This is a genomic window from Pantoea vagans (assembly GCF_001506165.1).
Taxonomy (GTDB): Bacteria; Pseudomonadota; Gammaproteobacteria; order Enterobacterales; family Enterobacteriaceae; genus Pantoea; species Pantoea vagans_C.
This window is the reverse complement of sequence record NZ_CP011427.1, coordinates 3008812-3028222: the sequence shown is the minus strand read 5'-3', so window position 1 is coordinate 3028222 and position 19411 is coordinate 3008812. Positions and strand designations below refer to the sequence as shown.

At 54.7% G+C, this 19411-nt stretch carries 19 protein-coding genes; 13 read left to right on the top strand and 6 right to left on the bottom strand.

Annotated features, from left to right (window positions below):
- The first annotated feature begins 85 nt into the window (after positions 1-85).
- Positions 86-1405: a branched-chain amino acid transporter carrier protein BrnQ gene (gene brnQ, locus LK04_RS14180; RefSeq protein WP_039334273.1), complete on the top strand. Its 1320-nt coding sequence runs from the start codon at positions 86-88 to the stop codon at positions 1403-1405.
- A 67-nt stretch (positions 1406-1472) separates the two neighbouring features.
- Positions 1473-2828: a proline-specific permease ProY gene (proY, locus tag LK04_RS14175; protein ID WP_039334271.1), complete on the top strand. Its 1356-nt coding sequence runs from the start codon at positions 1473-1475 to the stop codon at positions 2826-2828.
- A gap of 364 nt (positions 2829-3192) precedes the next feature.
- On the opposite strand, the gene LK04_RS14170 is transcribed toward proY, so the two are convergent.
- From LK04_RS14170 to LK04_RS14155, 4 genes are all read right to left on the bottom strand, one after another.
- Positions 3193-5145: an acyltransferase family protein gene (locus tag LK04_RS14170; protein ID WP_039329993.1), complete on the bottom strand. Its 1953-nt coding sequence runs from the start codon at positions 5143-5145 to the stop codon at positions 3193-3195.
- Positions 5146-5422: 277 nt separating this feature from the next.
- Positions 5423-6625: a histidine-type phosphatase gene (locus tag LK04_RS14165; RefSeq protein ID WP_052206002.1), complete on the bottom strand. Its 1203-nt coding sequence runs from the start codon at positions 6623-6625 to the stop codon at positions 5423-5425.
- A gap of 38 nt (positions 6626-6663) precedes the next feature.
- Positions 6664-7473: an inositol monophosphatase family protein gene (locus LK04_RS14160; protein ID WP_039329998.1), complete on the bottom strand. Its 810-nt coding sequence runs from the start codon at positions 7471-7473 to the stop codon at positions 6664-6666.
- 264 nt (positions 7474-7737) lie between these two features.
- Entirely contained in the window at positions 7738-8319 is a 582-nt protein-coding gene (locus tag LK04_RS14155; protein WP_039330000.1) for an ACP phosphodiesterase, read from the bottom strand.
- 244 nt (positions 8320-8563) lie between these two features.
- On the opposite strand from LK04_RS14155, the gene queA reads away from it, so the two are divergent.
- The 5 genes from queA to secF are packed head-to-tail and all read left to right on the top strand — an operon-like array spanning position 8564 to position 14007.
- Entirely contained in the window at positions 8564-9634 is a 1071-nt protein-coding gene (gene queA, locus LK04_RS14150; protein WP_039330002.1) for a tRNA preQ1(34) S-adenosylmethionine ribosyltransferase-isomerase QueA, read from the top strand.
- 38 nt (positions 9635-9672) lie between these two features.
- Positions 9673-10797 (top strand): tRNA guanosine(34) transglycosylase Tgt, encoded by a 1125-nt coding sequence (gene tgt / locus LK04_RS14145; RefSeq protein ID WP_039330004.1) that lies wholly within the window; start codon positions 9673-9675, stop codon positions 10795-10797.
- A gap of 25 nt (positions 10798-10822) precedes the next feature.
- Positions 10823-11155, top strand: coding sequence for a preprotein translocase subunit YajC (gene yajC / locus LK04_RS14140; RefSeq protein ID WP_034831018.1), 333 nt, complete (start codon positions 10823-10825; stop codon positions 11153-11155).
- Positions 11156-11180: 25 nt separating this feature from the next.
- Positions 11181-13028: a protein translocase subunit SecD gene (secD, locus tag LK04_RS14135; protein ID WP_071885749.1), complete on the top strand. Its 1848-nt coding sequence runs from the start codon at positions 11181-11183 to the stop codon at positions 13026-13028.
- 10 nt (positions 13029-13038) lie between these two features.
- Positions 13039-14007 carry a protein translocase subunit SecF gene (secF, locus tag LK04_RS14130; protein ID WP_039330010.1) on the top strand — a complete coding sequence of 323 codons (969 nt, stop codon included), beginning with the start codon at positions 13039-13041 and terminating at the stop codon, positions 14005-14007.
- 58 nt (positions 14008-14065) lie between these two features.
- On the opposite strand, the gene LK04_RS14125 is transcribed toward secF, so the two are convergent.
- Complete coding sequence (locus LK04_RS14125) at positions 14066-14629, bottom strand: DUF3251 domain-containing protein (protein WP_039330012.1); 564 nt, start codon at positions 14627-14629, stop codon at positions 14066-14068.
- Between the two features lie 14 nt (positions 14630-14643).
- On the bottom strand, positions 14644-15081 hold the full coding sequence (gene lysM / locus LK04_RS14120) for a peptidoglycan-binding protein LysM (RefSeq protein WP_039330013.1): 438 nt from the start codon (positions 15079-15081) through the stop codon (positions 14644-14646).
- Between the two features lie 172 nt (positions 15082-15253).
- On the opposite strand from lysM, the gene nrdR reads away from it, so the two are divergent.
- From nrdR to pgpA, 6 genes are all read left to right on the top strand, one after another.
- On the top strand, positions 15254-15703 hold the full coding sequence (nrdR, locus tag LK04_RS14115) for a transcriptional regulator NrdR (RefSeq protein ID WP_034831027.1): 450 nt from the start codon (positions 15254-15256) through the stop codon (positions 15701-15703).
- A gap of 3 nt (positions 15704-15706) precedes the next feature.
- Entirely contained in the window at positions 15707-16810 is a 1104-nt protein-coding gene (gene ribD, locus LK04_RS14110; RefSeq protein ID WP_039330015.1) for a bifunctional diaminohydroxyphosphoribosylaminopyrimidine deaminase/5-amino-6-(5-phosphoribosylamino)uracil reductase RibD, read from the top strand.
- Between the two features lie 93 nt (positions 16811-16903).
- Positions 16904-17374 carry a 6,7-dimethyl-8-ribityllumazine synthase gene (gene ribE, locus LK04_RS14105; RefSeq protein ID WP_039330017.1) on the top strand — a complete coding sequence of 157 codons (471 nt, stop codon included), beginning with the start codon at positions 16904-16906 and terminating at the stop codon, positions 17372-17374.
- Positions 17375-17393: 19 nt separating this feature from the next.
- Positions 17394-17813, top strand: coding sequence for a transcription antitermination factor NusB (nusB, locus tag LK04_RS14100; protein WP_039330019.1), 420 nt, complete (start codon positions 17394-17396; stop codon positions 17811-17813).
- A 45-nt stretch (positions 17814-17858) separates the two neighbouring features.
- Positions 17859-18836 (top strand): thiamine-phosphate kinase, encoded by a 978-nt coding sequence (gene thiL / locus LK04_RS14095; RefSeq protein WP_039330021.1) that lies wholly within the window; start codon positions 17859-17861, stop codon positions 18834-18836.
- Positions 18823-19314 (top strand): phosphatidylglycerophosphatase A, encoded by a 492-nt coding sequence (gene pgpA, locus LK04_RS14090; protein WP_039330023.1) that lies wholly within the window; start codon positions 18823-18825, stop codon positions 19312-19314. The genes thiL and pgpA overlap by 14 nt, the downstream gene beginning before the upstream one ends.
- Positions 19315-19411: the final 97 nt, after the last annotated feature.

Sequence of the window (19411 nt, the reverse complement as noted above, 5' to 3'; positions counted from 1 at the left end):
AGTTAAGCCCTTGTTTACGCGCATCCAGAGGACAACACGAACTCAACTTCCACCGCAACATCAGCTACAGGCAGTACAGAAGTTTATGACACATCGTTTAACCTCCAAGGATATCCTGGCGCTGGGCTTCATGACGTTTGCCCTGTTCGTTGGCGCAGGAAACATTATCTTTCCACCGATGGTGGGGATTCAGTCTGGCGAACACGTCTGGGTTGCCGCTTTTGGCTTTCTGATCACGGCTGTTGGCTTGCCGGTGATGACTGTTATCGCCCTGGCACGTGTTGGCGGCGGCATTGATGCCCTGAGCTCACCGATTGGCAAGGCGGCAGGTCTGCTGTTAGCCACCGTTTGCTATCTGGCCGTGGGCCCGCTGTTCGCCACCCCGCGTACTGCGACCGTCTCCTTCGAAGTCGGGATTGCGCCATTGACTGGTGATGGCGCGCTGCCGTTGTTCATTTACAGCCTGATTTACTTTGCGCTGGTGATTGGTATCTCCCTGTACCCAGGCAAATTGCTCGACACCGTCGGTCATTTCCTCGCACCACTGAAAATCGTTGCGCTCACTATTCTGGGCGTGGCTGCACTGCTGTGGCCTGCGGGCGGTATTGCACCTGCGACAGCTGATTACCAGCGTGCTGCGTTCTCCAGCGGTTTCGTCAATGGTTACTTGACCATGGATACGCTGGGCGCCCTGGTGTTCGGTATCGTGATTGTCAATGCCGCGCGTTCTCGCGGTGTGGAAGATGCCAAATTGCTGACGCGTTACACCATGCTGGCGGGCGTGATCGCCGGTGTCGGCCTGACGCTGGTTTACCTCAGCCTGTTTAAACTGGGTTCCGGTAGTGCGGGCCTGGTCGATCAGAATGCGAACGGTGCGGCGATTCTGCACGCCTATGTGCAACAGACCTTCGGCGGTATGGGGAGTTTCTTCCTGGCGGCGCTGATTTTCGTGGCCTGTATGGTGACGGCAGTTGGCCTGACCTGCGCCTGTGCCGAATTCTTTGCGCAATACCTGCCATTGTCGTATAAGACGCTGGTGTTTATTTTGGGTCTGTTCTCCATGGTGGTGTCGAACCTCGGCCTGAGCCATTTGATTCAGATTTCCATTCCGGTGCTGACGGCCATTTATCCGCCGTGCATCGTGCTGGTGGTGTTGAGCTTTACGCTAAAGTGGTGGAACAAAAGCACGCGTATCATTGCGCCAACCATGCTGGTGAGCCTGCTGTTTGGTATTGTGGATGCGATTAAAACGACTAACTTTAAAGATGTACTGCCGCTGTTCAGTCAGCATCTGCCGCTGGCAGATCAGGGACTTTCCTGGTTGCCGCCATCGCTGGTGATGCTGGTGATTGCTGCGGTGGTGGATCGTGCAAAAGGACGCGAACAGGTCGCTGTTCATCAGTAAGCAACATTGCTGTTAATTTCAACCACGGGCTTGCCCGTGGTTTTTCATTTTCAAGGTACAGGCGGTTATGCAAGAAACCAACAAGCTCAAACGCGGACTGAGCACGCGCCACATCCGGTTTATGGCACTGGGATCGGCGATTGGCACCGGGTTGTTTTACGGCTCAGCGGATGCGATCAAAATGGCGGGGCCCAGCGTGCTGCTGGCCTACATCATCGGCGGTGCCGTAGCGTATATCATCATGCGTGCGCTGGGTGAGATGTCAGTGAATAACCCGCAGGCCAGCTCCTTTTCGCGTTATGCGCAGGATTATCTCGGTCCATTGGCAGGATACATCACCGGCTGGACCTACTGTTTTGAAATCCTGATTGTGGCGATTGCCGACGTCACGGCGTTCGGCATCTACATGGGCGTGTGGTTCCCGGAAGTGCCGCACTGGATCTGGGTACTCAGCGTGGTGTTGATCATCGGCGGCATTAACCTGATGAGCGTGAAGGTGTTTGGCGAAGTGGAGTTTTGGTTCTCCTTCTTCAAAGTCGCCACCATCATCATCATGATTCTCGCCGGTTTCGGCATTATTTTCTGGGGCATCGGCAACGGCGGTCAGCCAACCGGTATTCACAATCTGTGGACCAATGGCGGTTTCTTCGCGCACGGTATCATCGGTATGCTGCTGTCACTGCAGATGGTGATGTTCGCTTACGGTGGGATTGAGATTATCGGGATCACCGCCGGTGAAGCGGAAGATCCGGCGAAGTCGATTCCTCGTGCCATCAACTCTGTACCGCTGCGTATTCTGGTGTTCTACGTGGGTACGTTGTTCGTCATTATGTCGATCTATCCCTGGAACCAGGTCGGTACGCAGGGCAGCCCGTTTGTGCTGACCTTCCAGCATCTCGGCATTGCGGCGGCGGCATCCATTCTTAACTTTGTGGTGATCACCGCGTCCCTGTCGGCGATTAACAGCGATGTGTTTGGTGTCGGACGTATGCTGCACGGTATGGCGCAGCAGGGCCATGCGCCAAAAGTCTTCACTAATACCAGCGAGCGCGGTGCGCCGTGGGTGACAGTGGTAGTGATGATGGTGGCGTTGCTGATGGCGGTTTATCTCAACTATCTGATGCCAGAAAAAGTGTTCCTGGTGATCGCTTCGCTGGCGACTTTTGCCACGGTGTGGGTATGGATCATGATTCTGCTGTCGCAGATTGCGTTCCGCCGCAAAATTGGTGCGCAGGAGGCCGGTAAGCTGCAGTTTGCCCTGCCAGGCGGCAGCGCAACGGCGTGGATCGGCGTGGCGTTTCTGGTGTTTATCATCGCGCTGATTGGCTATTTCCCGGACACGTGTGTGTCACTTTACGCGGGCTTTGGCTGGATAGTGCTGCTGTTGCTGGCGTGGCCACTGGTGAAGAAGCGCCGGGGTTGAAATTGACGGGTGTGTATCACGACGCACCTGTCTGAAGGTCGCCATAAGTGGCGTAATACTCTTTAGTTAAGAACTCAGGCTGCTTATTGATAAGTGTCCTTTCTTTTCTGTGCGGGCTCTGCCGCCACTACTGCCCCCTCTGGGCCGTCCTCGCGCCGCTAAAGCGGTGCCTTCGACTTCCACGTCGTGCCGGACGGACCGTTCGCGGATGACCATCCATGGTCGGCCGCGAACTGCCCCACGCCTCCCCGCGTGGGGCTCCTGGCCCAACGTAAAAGTCTCAGCGCTGCGGATAACCCTGAGGGGGCAGCAGACGGCGTTATCGTCAGCCGCTAACTAACAAGCATTTATATCTACCTGGATGTCACCAATTCTTCCCTAACGCGATATCCCCGCCTGCTGGACTCAAATGGTTATTGTCGTAATAGAGCGGCAATCCACCACTGGTAATCATGCATCCTTGTTCATTACACAGATTCTCGCGCAGAGACAGCACGCGTACGCCTTCCTCCTTGTATGCCTGTAGCAGTTTTTCTACCGCCTCTTCCGGGAACTGGAACAGCCTGGTGCGCTCGCTTAACAGCGGTGGTGCCTCCCACTTTCCAAGCCAGGCACTTAACTCACGGCGAATCGGCATATTGCGGTTATTGCTGTAGCGCAGCGGATCGACATCCACCGACGGTGCGTCCTCGATCACCGTAATCTTCTTCCCGGCCTGTTTTAACTGAGCGATCACCCGGTCCATGCCAGCCTGCAGCGCTTCCAGATTACTCTTCTCAGGATGGCCCGTTTCACGGAATCCCGCGCCGGGCAGCAGGCTCATGCCCGAAGCCCAATAGGCGCTGATCACCACTTCATCTATCTTATCGCTCATCACCATCTTCAATACGGCCTGATTAAAGTTGATGCACTGTTGCGCATGGTCGGGCACCTGATTAACCACGCGTGTCGCCCCAATCAGGAACGGGCAGGAGGCTTTAGTCAACTGATACAGCGGCTTATCCTGACGCAGCGCGTAACGGGACACTGAATCACGTAGGGCGGCGGCATGGCTGTCGCCAATCAGAGCAATACCCGGCCGATCGCTTTTGGGTTGGCACTCAGTCAGTCGGGATGGCAGGTTAGCGCCATAACTCAACAGGCAAGGATTACGCTGCGCGGAGATTTTCCAGCTATCGGCGTTTACCACTAACTCACTGACACGTGATTTCATGCCGCCGGTTTGCCACAGCAGTACCATGGCGCCTGCTGCTATCACTGAAGAAGCACAGTAACTGGGGATCACCCAACGCGTACCCGTTCGAGCCTGGCGGAAGGGCTGTTCGATGAAGCGGCAGGAGAGCCAGGCAATGCCGAGCGCCAGGGTGCTGATCAGCAGGCCTTGCCAAACGGTCAGCGGATTGTCACTACAAATGCGGGCAAGACTGAGCAGCGGCCAGTGCCACAAATACCACGAGTAAGAGACTTTGCCGATGAACCGCATCAGCGGATTTTCTAACAGTAACTGGTTAAGTTCACTGTGGGCACCGATCATCAAACAGCCCGCCAGAACGGGGATGGCGGCTACCCAACCAGGGAATTGATCGTCACTGTTGATCATCACGCTGGCCGCGATAATCAACAGCCAGCCGAGCAGGTTGAGTAAATTGCCCGCGCGGCCGGTGACAGGCTGCGGCTTCCACAACGCGAGTAACACCCCAGCGCCAAGTTCCCATGCGCGTGTAGGCAGCAGATAGAAGGCATGAGTGCTGGCAAAAGCGGTGACCCAGATGCAAGCAACCAGTGAAACCAGGCTCAACATCAGCACCACACGGCTCATGGGTTGTTTGAGTCGCACCGCCAGCAGCAGAATAAACGGCAGCACGATATAGAACTGTTCCTCGATACCCAGTGACCAGGTCATTAACAGCGGATTCAGATCGGAATCTGTGCTGAAATAATCACCACTCTTAATTAATAGCATATTGGGAACGGAGATAAACACCGCCACGCTGTATTTGGCTAGTTGGCTGAATTCAAGCGGCGATAACAACATAAACCCGAGCAGCAGTAATATTGCCATCATGAAGAACAGCGCGGGGGCGATACGACGAATACGACGCAGATAAAATTGATAAAAGGAGAAGCGTCCTTCAGATATTTCCTTGCTAATAATACCGCCAATCAGAAAACCAGAAATAACAAAAAACAGGTCTACACCAATAAAGCCACCTTTTAATGCGGTGACACCGGAATGGAATAATACAACTAAGATAATGGCAACGGCACGCAGGCCATCGATATCCACCCGATAGCGGTGGGGAGTATTCGCAGTCATAGTTAAAACCCAAAAGTGAATGTTTATTTTTTAGTTTTACTTGGCACTAAAAATAAATCGGCGCATCCTGTCGCCGAAAAAAAGTTACAAAGGAGAAAAAGGGGTATTGCTAAGGGATGATTGACGTCGTCAGGATACGCCTTTTCATCGTAGAAAAAGCATGGCGAAAAAAAATTAGAATAATCGCAGGTTGAACGGTAATTAATGATTACGACACTGAATCGTTACGCCGCCAGGAATGAGTCGATGTTATGCATTGAGCTTAAGTATGCTAACGCTAATTGGGGTAAGTCACCTTGCTGAGTGCGCTGCGATCAATGGCGGCACGTAATTGCTGCAAAGTAGATTGATAAGGGCAAAGCTCGCCCACCGACGTCGAGTGACAATTTCCCTGATGCCACTCTTCTCGTAATAACGGATGCGCATCATCAATCGGCGTTAACAGCCGTAAACCATCCAGACTTTGCGCCTGGAAGTAGATGCGCAGGAAACGGGCATGGGTTTGGGTATCACGCCAGCGCTCAAACACCAGACTGCCACCCGGTGGAATATTGCCGCGTGCGTAACCTGGCAATTGCCAGTTGAAGCCCATCAGCGTGCGGAGCATGGCGATATTAGTGTCATGCGCGACCAGCAGCAGCCAGCGGGTATCAGGAGTGTTGTCGCTGTCTTCTAAGCTGCTTAATACTGCATCCAGTAAAATGGAGCCGCGCTTCTGCGCAATATAGGGCACGTCATTGCTGAGATCGTAATTGGCAGTAAGCAGCGGCAACAGTGCGCCGATTTGCTCGGAGGTGGTGATATTCCCCCACGCGATCTGGTTGAACGGCAGATGTTCACTCCAGCCGAGGCGCAACGTCTCGACCATACTCGCCAGCACGCTTAATCCCTGAACATAGGTACTGCCGCTTCTGGTTTGCTTTAGCTGCCATGGACGATCAAAGAAAGCGCAGTCCGAATCGCACACCGCTTGCTTTAATCGCTGGATTGCGGGCTGTAAGCGCTGCTGCAATGCTGTCAAATCACCTGCCTGGGCGGCAACCGCGGCATACTCTTTGGCGGGATCGAGTTGGGCAAACGGGAATTTATCACTCTGAAAAAGCGGATCGCTGCCTCCCTCAACGTAATGAACTTGGACGTGGCAATCGGCAAAGGCACCGGTGACCAGCGCATCCGCTGTTGCTCGTGTACGTTGCAATGGGCTGGCGCGAACATAAATTTGCTGGGCATTGGGACAACCCGCGTCCAACAGGCCTGATTGACGATAATGTTCGCCTTCCCAACGTCCTTTATTGACCACTGCCGCATAACCGTGAGCGGTAAGTTCACCATCCGCAGTGTGCCACTGTGGCCAGCGGCGTTCGGTGGCGGCTTCAATCTCTTTACGGTTACCCGGCGTTGGCGGTCGTACGCCGTGACGGCTGATCTCTACTACTTTTTCCAATTGATAATGCTCTTCTGCGTGGATCGGCAAAGCCATCCACCCCAACAAGATCAGCAGGGCAGGGCGTATCAAATTCACAGTGAGGGATGATCGGGTAGCAGGGCTTTGAGCTGCGGATAGATCACCGCATTGGCCAGTAGCACCGGATTGCCGTGTTGCAGCCCGTGATGACTGAGATAGTCATTGGTCTGGCCGCCCGCTTCGCGCATTAATACGATGCCCGGTAATCCGTCCCAGGGGTTCATGTGTGCTTCATAATAGCCAATCAGTCGGCCCGCGGCGGCCCACGCGCTCATCAAGGCACCGGAACCGTTGCGGATAAACATGCCACCCTGGGAGAGTAGCCCACCAATAAAGGCGGTGAGCGGTTCAATGGGTTGGCTATTGGAGCTGCTTAAACCGAGAACGCCCTGGTTGAGATGCTGGGCACTGTGCGCCTGAATGCGCTTCTCATTGACCCACGCGCCCTTGCCACGGCAGGCGTGAAAGGTTTCATGATGGTTGGGATCGCACACCACACCAATGACTGGCTCGTCTTCACAGACAATCGCCAGCGACACGCACCAGTTATGAAGCCCGTTCAGAAAGCTGCTGGTGCCATCAATCGGATCGATCACCCAGATAAAGCGCGCGCCTGCGGTTTCGCCACCGCTCTCTTCGCCGAGCACGGCATCCTCGGGAAAGCGTTCGTGAATCAGGTGTTTCACCAGCTCTTCGACGTTGCGATCGGCTTCGCTGACCACGTCCTGTAAATCCTTTTTATGCTCAATCACCAGTTGATGGCGCTGCTGATACCAGGATAAAGCGCGGCTGGCTGCAGTTTTAGCGACATCACAGGCGAAGTGATAACGCGCATCAAGTTCGGTTAGCGTAGCTGATGACATCTTTCCCTCTAATCATTCAGGCTGTGAATGTTGGGCACTTACGCAACAAAAAACATGGTCTGTCCGGTGCGCATCAATGCGCTCCCCGCGCAAAACAAGCAATGTCATGGTAGGGGTGCCATTAATGGCGACCGAAAAGCGCTTAAGTGACCAGCAGTTACAGAGCAGTGTGACAGACTTAACAAAAGTTAAGGAAGGTTTCATTAAGCCGCAGATGGCTGCGGCTGGCAAGGGGGGGAAATGCCGGGATTGTGAAAAAAAGGTTCAGAGTTGCTGCGCGCGGGCGGCTGCCATCAGGCGCGGGTAGAACTGGAAGAACAGCGGTTCGAGTTGCGAGTAATGATCAACGAAATCCTGATAAGAGTCGCGCAGGGCGGCCAGGCGGGGGCGGCGATGTGCCATGCCATTGAGCACCCGTGCCAGCCGCGTCGGTTCGGCGTAGTGTTCGAACCAGCGCTCACGCCACATGACCGCATTCAATTCGATGAACCCTTCCGGTGTGCCGGGGAGCTGCGGCAGGATTTCTCCCTCGGCCGCCGCCGTGAAATCAATCAGCGATTGTGTCGGGTGCAGCTTGTCCCAGTGCAGGGCGAGGAAATGATCCCAGATGACGTCGAGTGTAATAGGGGCGACGCGACGCGTTTCGGCGCGGAAAAACTGCCGTGCTTCCCGCACTTCGGGCAGGTTATCGGTGAGTACATCCACGCGACGATGCATGGCAATGCCCGCCACAACGGGCTCCGGCCATTGCGATTGCACGTTGCCGCGCACGAAGTCGGCCATCAGATTGCCCAGCAGGGAGCTGTCAGCCAGCTGTGCGAGGTGGAGGTGAGCAAGAAAGTTCATGGCGCATTATATACACGGCATACTTCAAGTTACAGCGGCGTTGGCTGCTCTCGCTCACCCGAATCACTTACTTGTGTAAGCTCATCGGGCTTCCCTCATTTGCCGCCTTGCTGTAACTCGAATTATTTTGTGTATAGGCAGCAGGTCAAAGGCAAATTCACAGAGATGCAGCCAGTTGTTCAGAATTTGCCGCTTTTCCGCTAAACTATGCCGCCTGTTTTTTGAGTCCTGAAAGAAGTGATGCATGCGTGTAGCCGATTTTGCTTTTGAGTTGCCGGAATCCTTGATCGCCCACTATCCGCAGGCGCAGCGAAGCGGTTGCCGCTTGCTGGCGCTGGATGGCCCGAGTGGTGCGTTAAGCCATGAAGTGTTTACCGATGTGCTGGATAAACTGAATCCGGGCGACCTGCTGGTGTTCAACAACACCCGCGTGATCCCCGCGCGTGTTTATGGTCGTAAAGCCAGCGGCGGAAAAATCGAAATGCTGGTTGAGCGCATGCTGGACGATAAGCGGGTACTCGCGCACGTCCGTGCATCCAAAGCGCCGAAGCCCGGCGCGGAATTGCTGCTGGGCGATGACGAAAGCGTGACAGCCACCATGGTGGCGCGTCACGATGCGCTGTTTGAAATCGAATTCGCTGACGATCGCGCAGTGCTGGATATCCTGAACAGCGTTGGCCATATGCCACTGCCGCCGTATATCGATCGTCCAGATGAAGAAGCAGACCGCGAACTCTATCAAACCGTCTACAGCGCGCGTCCGGGTGCCGTTGCCGCCCCGACAGCCGGTCTGCACTTTGACGAACCGCTGCTGGACGCACTGCGTGCCAAAGGCATCGAAATGGCGTTTGTCACGCTGCACGTCGGTGCAGGTACCTTCCAGCCGGTGCGCGTTGAAAACATCAATGATCACATCATGCACTCTGAGTACGCGGAAGTGCCGCAGGACGTAGTGGATGCGGTGTTGGCCTGTAAAGCGCGCGGCAACAAAGTGGTTGCCGTGGGCACTACCTCTGTGCGTTCGCTGGAGAGTGCTGCCAAGGCCAGCCAGGATGCGCTGATTGCACCGTTCTTCGACGACACGCAAATCTTCATCTATCCAGGCTATCACTATCAGGTAATTGACGCGCTGATCACCAACTTCCATCTGCCGGAATCCACGCTGATTATGCTGGTGTCGGCCTTTGCCGGTTACAAAAATACCATGGCGGCCTATCAGAGCGCGGTGGCAGAGCAGTATCGTTTCTTTAGCTACGGGGATGCTATGTACATCACTCGTAATCCACAGGCTCCCGACGAAATGGTTGGGGCTTAATAATCAGACTGTTTCTCTGATTATCTCATGAGGTTAATGTGAAATTTGAATTAGATACTACCGACGGGCGGGCGCGCCGTGGCCGTCTGGTTTTTGACCGTGGCGTGGTGGAAACCCCAGCTTTTATGCCAGTGGGCACCTACGGCACCGTGAAAGGTATGACACCGGAAGAAGTGAAAGACACCGGTGCACAGATTCTGCTGGGCAACACGTTCCACCTTTGGCTGCGTCCGGGCCAGGAGATCATGAAGCTGCACGGTGACTTGCACGATTTCATGAACTGGCAGGGACCGATCCTGACCGACTCAGGCGGCTTCCAGGTGTTCAGCCTCGGTGACATCCGTAAGATCACCGAAGCGGGCGTACATTTCCGTAATCCGATCAACGGCGACCCGATCTTCCTCGATCCCGAAAAATCGATGGAAATTCAGTACGATCTCGGTTCTGACGTGGTGATGATCTTCGACGAATGTACACCGTATCCGGCAGACTGGGATTACGCCAAACGTTCCATGGAGATGTCCCTGCGCTGGGCGCAACGCAGCCGTGACCGCTTTGATTCGCTGGGCAACAAAAATGCGTTGTTCGGCATCATTCAGGGCGGTGTTTACGAAGATTTACGAGATGTCTCGGTTAAAGGTCTGGTAGATATCGGCTTTGATGGGTACGCTGTGGGCGGCCTGGCGGTGGGTGAACCTAAAGAGGACATGCATCGCATCCTGGAACACGTCTGTCCGCAAATTCCGCAAGACAAACCGCGTTATTTGATGGGCGTCGGCAAACCAGAAGATCTGGTGGAAGGCGTTCGCCGCGGTATCGATATGTTTGACTGCGTCATGCCAACGCGTAACGCGCGTAATGGTCATTTGTTTGTGACCGATGGCGTGGTGAAGATCCGTAATGCCAAGTATAAAGATGACACCACGACGTTGGATGCGGAGTGTGATTGTTACACCTGTCGCAATTATAGCCGCGCCTACTTGTATCATCTTGATCGTTGTAACGAAATACTGGGCGCACGTCTGAATACGATTCACAATCTGCGCTATTACCAGCGTTTGATGGCGGGTTTACGTAAGGCCATTGAAGAGGGTAAATTAGAGCACTTTGTTAGCGAGTTCTACCAACGGACGGGCAAAGCGGTTCCACCGTTAAACGTCTGATAATTCTATCAATGAGGGAAATTTAATGAGCTTTTTCATTTCTGACGCCGTTGCCGCAGCAGGCGCTCCGTCTCAGGGAAGTCCTTATTCTCTGGTGATCATGCTGGTGGTGTTTGGTCTGATCTTCTACTTCATGATTCTGCGCCCGCAGCAGAAACGTTCTAAAGATCACAAAAAGCTGATGGATTCCATCTCTAAAGGTGATGAAGTGTTGACCAGCGGCGGCTTAGTCGGTCGTGTGACCAAAGTTGCTGACAACGGCTATGTTTCTATCGCCCTGAACGACACCACTGAAGTAGTTGTTAAACGTGATTTCGTGGCCGCCGTTCTGCCGAAAGGTACTATGAAGGCGCTGTAATTTTTTCTTCCCGAAGGGAACTGCCGTGTTAAACCGTTATCCTTTGTGGAAGTACATCATGCTGGTCGTCGTGATTCTCGTCGGCCTGCTCTATGCGCTTCCTAACCTTTATGGTGAGGATCCGGCCGTTCAGATCACTGGTGCGCGCGGTGGCGCCGCCAGTGAAAAAACGTTGGATCAGATCCAGAACGTCTTGAAACAAGACAATATTCAGAGCAAATCCCTCGCGCTGGAAAATGGTGCCATTCTGGCCCGTTTTGACAATCAGGACGTGCAACTTCGCGCGCGCGATGCTCTGACTGCATCGTTGGGCGATGACTACGTTGTTGCTCTGAACCTTGCGCCGGCCACGCCGCGCTGGTTGACGATGCTGGCCGCACAGCCGATGAAACTCGGTCTTGATTTGCGTGGCGGCGTACACTTCCTGATGGAAGTGGATATGGATACCGCTCTGGGCAAACTGCAAGAGCAGAATGCCGATGGCCTGCGCAGTGACCTGCGCGACAAAAGCATCCCGTATACCAACGTCAACAAAATCGCTAACTACGGTGTAGAAGTGCGTTTCCGCGACGGTGCAAGCCGTGATGCGGCTATCAGCTATCTGTCACCGCGTCATCGCGATCTGGTGATCTCCAGCGTCGGCAGCGACACGCTGCGTGCCGTGATGACCGATGCGCGTCTCAGCGAAGCACGTGAGTATGCGGTTCAGCAGAACATTAACATCCTGCGTAACCGTGTTAACCAGCTGGGCGTTGCCGAGCCGTTGGTGCAGCGTCAGGGTTCTGACCGCATCGTGGTTGAACTGCCGGGTATTCAGGACACTGCGCGCGCCAAAGAGATTCTGGGCGCGACCGCAACACTGGAATTCCGTCTGGTGAATACCTCCGTTGATCCAACTGCTGCGGCGAGTGGCCGTGTGCCGGGTGATTCGGAAGTGAAAGAGACGCGTGAAGGCCAGCCAGTTGTGCTGTACAAGCGTGTGATTCTGACCGGTGACCATATTACCGACTCAACTTCCAGCATGGATGAGTACAACCAGCCGCAGGTGAACATTTCACTGGATGGCGCGGGCGGTAACATCATGTCTAACTTCACCAAGGACAACATCGGTAAACCGATGGCGACCCTGTTTGTGGAGTACAAGGACAGCGGTAAGAAAGATGCGAATGGTCGTGCGATTCTGGTGAAACAGGAACAAGTGATCAACGTGGCGAACATTCAGTCTCGCCTCGGCAATAGCTTCCGTATTACCGGGATCAACAACCCGAACGAAGCACGTCAGCTGTCGCTGCTGCTGCGTGCCGGTGCGTTGATTGCGCCTATTCAGATCGTGGAAGAGCGTACCATTGGTCCAACCATGGGCCAGCAGAACATCACGCAGGGTCTCGAAGCCTGCTTGTGGGGTCTGATCGCTTCCATCATCTTTATGGTGGTGTTCTATAAGAAGTTTGGTCTGATTGCTACCAGCGCACTGCTGTGCAACCTGGTGCTGATTGTCGGCATTATGTCACTGCTGCCGGGGGCGACGCTCACCATGCCGGGTATTGCCGGTATCGTGCTGACGCTGGCGGTTGCGGTTGATGCCAACGTGTTGATTAACGAACGTATTAAAGAAGAACTGCGTAACGGACGCTCGGTACAGCAGGCGATTCATGAGGGCTATAAAGGCGCCTTCTCCAGTATCGTCGACGCCAACGTCACCACGCTGATCAAAGTGATCATTCTTTATGCGGTCGGTACCGGTTCAATTAAAGGCTTTGCGATTACCACCGCTATCGGTATCGCGACCTCTATGTTTACCGCTATCGTCGGCACCCGTGCCATCGTTAACCTGGTGTACGGCGGCAAACGCATCAACAAGCTGTCTATCTGAGGAGTGCGTTGTGGCACAGGACTATAGTATTGAACAGCTAAACCACGGGCGTAAGGTCATTGACTTTATGCGCTGGGATACGCTGGCCTTCATCATCTCCGGTCTGCTGATTGTGGCGTCTATCGCCATGATCGGTGTGCGAGGCTTCAACTGGGGCCTCGACTTTACCGGTGGTACGGTGATTGAGATTAACCTGGAGAAACCGGCCGATCTGGACGCACTGCGTGAAGGATTGGTGAAAGCGGGCTTCCAGGAGCCGCTGGTGCAGAACTTTGGCAGCAGCCGTGACGTGATGGTGCGTATGCCGCCAGCCACTGGAACGGCGGGTCAGGAACTCGGCGCCAAAGTCGTGGCGTCTATTAACCAGACGACGCAGCAAAACGCCACCGTGAAGCGCATTGAATTCGTGGGCCCAAGCGTGGGTAGCGATCTGGCGCAGGCCGGTGCGATGGCGCTGCTGTCTGCATTGATTGCGATTCTGATCTACATCGGCTTCCGCTTTGAATGGCGTCTGGCGTTGGGCACCGTGCTGGCATTGGCGCACGACGTGATCATCACCTGCGGCATTTTGTCGCTGGCACATATCGAGATCGATCTGACGATTGTTGCGTCGTTGATGTCTGTCATCGGCTACTCACTTAACGATAAGATCGTGGTGTCGGACCGTATTCGTGAGAACTTCCGCAAGATCCGTCGCGGCTCGTCTTACGACATTACCAACGTGTCGCTGACCCAGACCTTGAGCCGTACCTTGATCACCTCGTTGACCACACTGGCAATGATTCTGATCCTGTTCATCTTTGGTGGGGCGTTGCTGAAAGGTTTCTCACTCACCATGCTGATCGGTGTCACTATCGGTACCGTTTCATCTATCTATGTTTCTTCTGCGTTAGCGCTGAAACTGGGGATGAAACGTGAACATATGCTGGTGCAGAAAGTTGAGAAAGAGGGCGCAGATCAGCCTTCGATCTTGCCTTGATGCGATGAGTGAAATGAAAACGGGCTGCCAGGTGCAGCCCGTTTTTTATGCCTGCTGATCAGGGCGTTTGTTTGACTTCAGCGACACCTTGCACATCATGGACGCGCACGTAGCCCAGTTGATCGGGCGTGAGCCCACTCAAGCGCAGCGGAACGGTGACTGAACTGCGCGGCATCAGGCTGGCTTCTACCTGAATGGTCTGGCTCAGGCTCTCCGCATTCAGCGGTTTACCACTGGCCGGGTCTAATTCACCCCACACCACGGTGGCACTCAGGGCGGGAATTGGCTGATCATCGGTAGATCGAATGTTCAGACTGGCACGACTGCCGCTGACTTCGCCTTCCACACGTGACAGCGACAAACGCAATTTACCCACTTGAGTTTGCAGCTCCACCGGCGTATTAGCCTGCGGTAGTAACCACGCCCCTTGGGTTGACTGACCATTGAGCTGCCCCTGGATTTCCAGCGCGGTCGCCTGATTGGTGAGCTTGCGCATCTGTTGATTAAGCTGGCTCACTTCCTGATGTAACTCTTTGACCTGCGGTGAAGTCGGCGTTGAACTACAACCACTGAGTACCAGCAGCGAAAGCGCTGCAGGTGCCCAAAACGTCCTGATCGTCATGCAATGTCCTTGTGTTAATTGGGAATGCGTAATACCTGTCCGGGGTAGATCTTATCAGGATGCGTCAGCATTGGCTTGTTTGCTTCAAAAATCTTGTTGTATTCATTGGCATTCCCGTAAACCTGTTTGGAAATCGCGCTCAGGGTATCGCCTTTTTTCACCGTGTAGAATTGCGCTTCTGGCGCCGAATCCGACACCGTAACCTTGTCATCGACTTTGGTAATCCCGGCCACGTTACCGGCTGCCACCAGTATTTTCTCTTTCAGCTCCTGGGAGATACCATCGCCGCTGACCGTAACGGTATCGCCTTGCACATCGACTTTCACTTTGTCACTGTCAGGCAAACCCAGTTGCTTAATGTGATCCTGTAATTTCTTGCTGGGATCGTCAGCGCCGGTTACCGCATCCCATAACTTTTCCCCTGCTTCTTTAACGAAATTGAACAGACCCATATAACCTCCTGCAATTGTGCCGGATTGGCTCTTTAAGCGTAGTGGCTTTTGCGGAGGAGTTGGTCTGGGCTGCTATGTCTGTGAGCAGGGCGGTGATTCAGCCTCGTGTATTTAGTTGCCATCGAGATCGCGCTACACTATGTGGCCTATTTATCTCGCGACAGGAAACGTCATGCATTGCCCCTTCTGCTCCGCTGTGGACACCAAAGTGATTGATTCGCGTCTGGTCAGTGAAGGTTCTTCGGTGCGCCGCCGCCGCCAGTGTCTGGTGTGCCATGAGCGTTTTACCACCTTTGAAGTGGCGGAGTTGGTGATGCCGCGGGTGGTGAAAAGCAACGATGTGCGTGAACCCTTTAACGAAGATAAGCTCGCCAGCGGCATGATGAAGGCGCTGGAAAAACGCCCGGTCAGCGCGGATGCGGTGGATAACGCCGTTAACCACATCAAAACCCAACTGCGCGCCACCGGTGAGCGCGAAATTCCCAGCAAGCTGGTGGGTAACCTGGTGATGGAAGAGCTGAAGAAGCTCGACAAGGTGGCTTACATCCGCTTTGCTTCGGTTTATCGCAGTTTCGAAGATATCCGTGATTTTGGCGAAGAGATCGCCCGCTTACAGGACTAAGCCATGACTGACGAACGCTACATGGCGCGTGCGCTGGAACTGGCACGACGCGGACGTTTCACCACTACCCCCAATCCTAACGTCGGCTGCGTCATCGTGCGCGACGGCGAAGTGGTTGGCGAAGGCTGGCATCAGCGTGCCGGTGAACCTCATGCCGAAGTGCACGCGTTGCGTATGGCAGGTGAAAAGGCTTGGGGTGCCACGGCGTATGTCACGCTGGAACCCTGTAGCCACCATGGGCGCACGCCGCCGTGCTGTGATGCGTTAATCGCTGCAGGCGTCAGCCGCGTGGTGGCCGCGATGCAGGACCCTAACCCGCAAGTGGCAGGGCGCGGATTATATCGTCTGCAACAGGCGGGCATCGAGGTCAGCCACGGTCTAATGATGAGCGAAGCGGAAGCATTGAATCGCGGTTTTCTGAAACGTATGCGCACTGGCTTCCCGTGGATCCAACTCAAACTCGGCGCATCCCTTGATGGGCGCACAGCAATGGCCAGTGGCGAAAGCCAGTGGATCACCTCTGCGGCTGCAAGGCGCGATGTGCAACATTTACGTGCCCAGAGTTCGGCTATTCTTACCACCAGTGCCACGGTGTTAGCGGATAATCCCTCGCTGACGGTGCGCTGGAATGAACTGAACGAGAGCACGCGCCAGCAGCTTGATGAAGCGTCGCTGCGCCAGCCGGTGCGTGTAGTCATTGATAGCCAACAGCGCGTTACGCCGCAGCACCGGCTTATCGCACAACCCGGTGAAACCTGGCTGATGCGCAGTGAAATCGATCAGCAAAACTGGCCGGAGAGCGTCAGCCAGATTGCGGTGCCGCTGCGCGGTGAACAACTGGACTTAGTGGCGATGATGATGTTGCTCGGTCAGCGGCAGATTAACTCCGTCTGGGTAGAAGCGGGCGCGCAACTGGCCGGGGCACTTTTGCAGGTGGGTTTGGTGGATGAGCTGATCGTCTACATGGCACCGAAGCTACTGGGCAATGCGGCACGTGGTCTGTGTGAACTGCCCGGACTGGAACAACTGGCCGATGCGCCAGTCATGAAATTCAGTGATGTGCGCAAGGTCGGAGAGGACCTGCGACTGACCCTGACGCCCGCTTAAGCATTGACTGAAAAGCCTGAGCGCGTCGCCGAAGAGTATGATAGAATCCGCCCCCTTCTGCGGGGCCACAAATCAAACACCCAAAGGATATGTATGAAAGTTATCGAAGCTCCTGTTGCCACGCCTGATGCTAACATTGCCATCGTTATTGCGCGTTTTAACAACTTCATTAATGACAGCCTGCTGGATGGCGCCGTTGATGCGCTGAAGCGTATCGGCCAGGTAAAAGCAGAAAACATCACTGTGGTTTGGGTTCCTGGTGCTTATGAACTGCCACTGGCAGCGCGCGCACTGGCGAAAGCCGGCAAGCACGACGCAATCGTGGCGCTGGGAACCGTGATCCGTGGCGGCACCGCCCACTTCGAATATGTGGCAGGTGAAGCCAGCTCGGGGATTGCTAATGTGGCAATGACCAGCGATATTCCGGTGACTTTCGGCGTGTTAACCACCGAAAACATCGAGCAGGCGATTGAACGCGCCGGCACCAAAGCGGGTAACAAAGGCGCCGAAGCGGCCCTGACCGCACTCGAAATGATTAACGTATTGAAAGCCATCAAAGCCTGATTTTTGTAAGGGGAATTTTGTGAAACCTGCTGCTCGTCGTCGCGCCCGTGAGTGCGCTGTCCAGGCGCTTTACTCCTGGCAGCTGTCGAACAACGACATTGCCGATGTGGAATACCAGTTTCTGGCGGAACAAGACGTCAAAGACGTCGATATTAGCTATTTCCGCGAATTGCTGGCCGGTGTGGCGACTAACAGCGCGTACCTGGACGGTCTGATGAAGCCCTACCTGTCACGCCAGCTGGAAGAGCTGGGCCAGGTAGAAAAAGCCATTCTGCGTATTTCGCTGTATGAGCTGAGTAAGCGTTCGGATGTGCCTTATAAAGTGGCCATCAACGAAGGTATCGAACTGGCCAAAGTGTTTGGCGCTGAAGACAGCCACAAGTTTGTCAACGGCGTGCTGGATAAAGCAGCCCCACAAATTCGACCTAACAAAAAATAATGCTTAAGGCCGGTTCTCCGGCCTTTTTTCATTGAGACCTGACTTATGTCCTGTGGTGAATTCGAACTGATCGCACGTTATTTTAACCGCGTCACCAGCTCCCGCCGCGATGTGGAGAAAGGGATTGGTGACGACTGTGCGTTACTCAACGTGCCCGAAAAACAGACGCTGGCCATTAGCACCGATACGCTGGTGGCGGGTGTTCACTTCTTACGCGATATCCATCCGTCCGATCTCGGTTATAAAGCGCTGGCGGTCAATCTCAGCGATCTCGCGGCGATGGGTGCGGATCCCGCCTGGCTGACGCTGGCCATCACGCTCCCCGAGATCAACGAGCCTTGGCTGGCGGCCTTCAGTGACAGCCTGTTTGAACTGCTGGATTACTACGATATGCAGCTGATCGGCGGCGATACCACGCGCGGGCCACTCAGTTTAACCCTCGGCATTCACGGCCTGGTGCCGGTGGGGCGCGCGCTGAAACGATCGGGCGCGAAACCGGGTGACTGGATTTTTGTCACCGGTACGCTGGGTGACAGCGCAGCGGGCTTATCGCTGTTGCAACATCATCATCGCCTGAATGACCCGGCGGTGCATGAAGTGTTGATTAAGCGGCATCTGCGCCCGATGCCGCGTGTGTTACAAGGCCAGGCGCTGCGTAGCCTGGCAACCTCGGCGATTGATATCTCCGACGGCCTGATTTCCGATCTCGGCCATATTCTGACCGCCAGCCGCGTGGGTGCGCGCCTCAACCTGGAAACGTTGCCGCTCTCTGCTGCTTTGCGTGACCACTTTGATGCGGAACAGGTTCTGACCTGGGCATTAAGCGGCGGCGAAGATTATGAGCTGTGCTTTACCGTGCCGGAAGTCAATCGCGGGGCGCTGGATGTGGCGCTGGGGCATCTTGGCGTGCCTTACACCTGTATTGGACAGATAGCACCGGAAGCTGAAGGTTTGACGCTGCTGGAAAACGGCAAGCCGCGCAGCTTTAATCACAAGGGATTTGATCACTTTGACTCGAAGTAAAGATGTGGCCAAAAGTCGCCTGCGGCTGAGTAATCCGTGGCATTTACTGGCAACGGGTTTTGGCAGCGGCTTCAGCCCGATTATGCCGGGGACCGCGGGGTCGATTGCCGCGATTCCTTTCTGGTGGCTGATGACGTTTCTGCCACTGCAGATCTATTCGTTGGTGGTGCTGATTGGTATCAGCGTCGGGGTTTATCTCTGCCACCGCACGGCAAAAGATATGGGCGTGCACGACCACGGCAGCATCGTCTGGGACGAGTTCATCGGTATGTGGATCACGCTGATGGCGATTCCTGCGATGAGCTGGCAGTGGGTGTTAGCCGGTTTTGTTATTTTCCGTATTTTTGATATGTGGAAACCTTGGCCGATCCGCTGGTTCGATCAGAATGTGCACGGTGGCATGGGCATTATGGTTGACGATATTATCGCCGGGGTGATTTCGGCGGTGATTTTATATGGATTGGGGCTGGTGCTTTAATTCAAATTGCGCGATGAATCGCGCCGCTACAGAAGTGTGCCCCGGTAGCGGCGCAATCAAATTTACGCGAAGAATTGCGCTACTACAGATGAGTGCC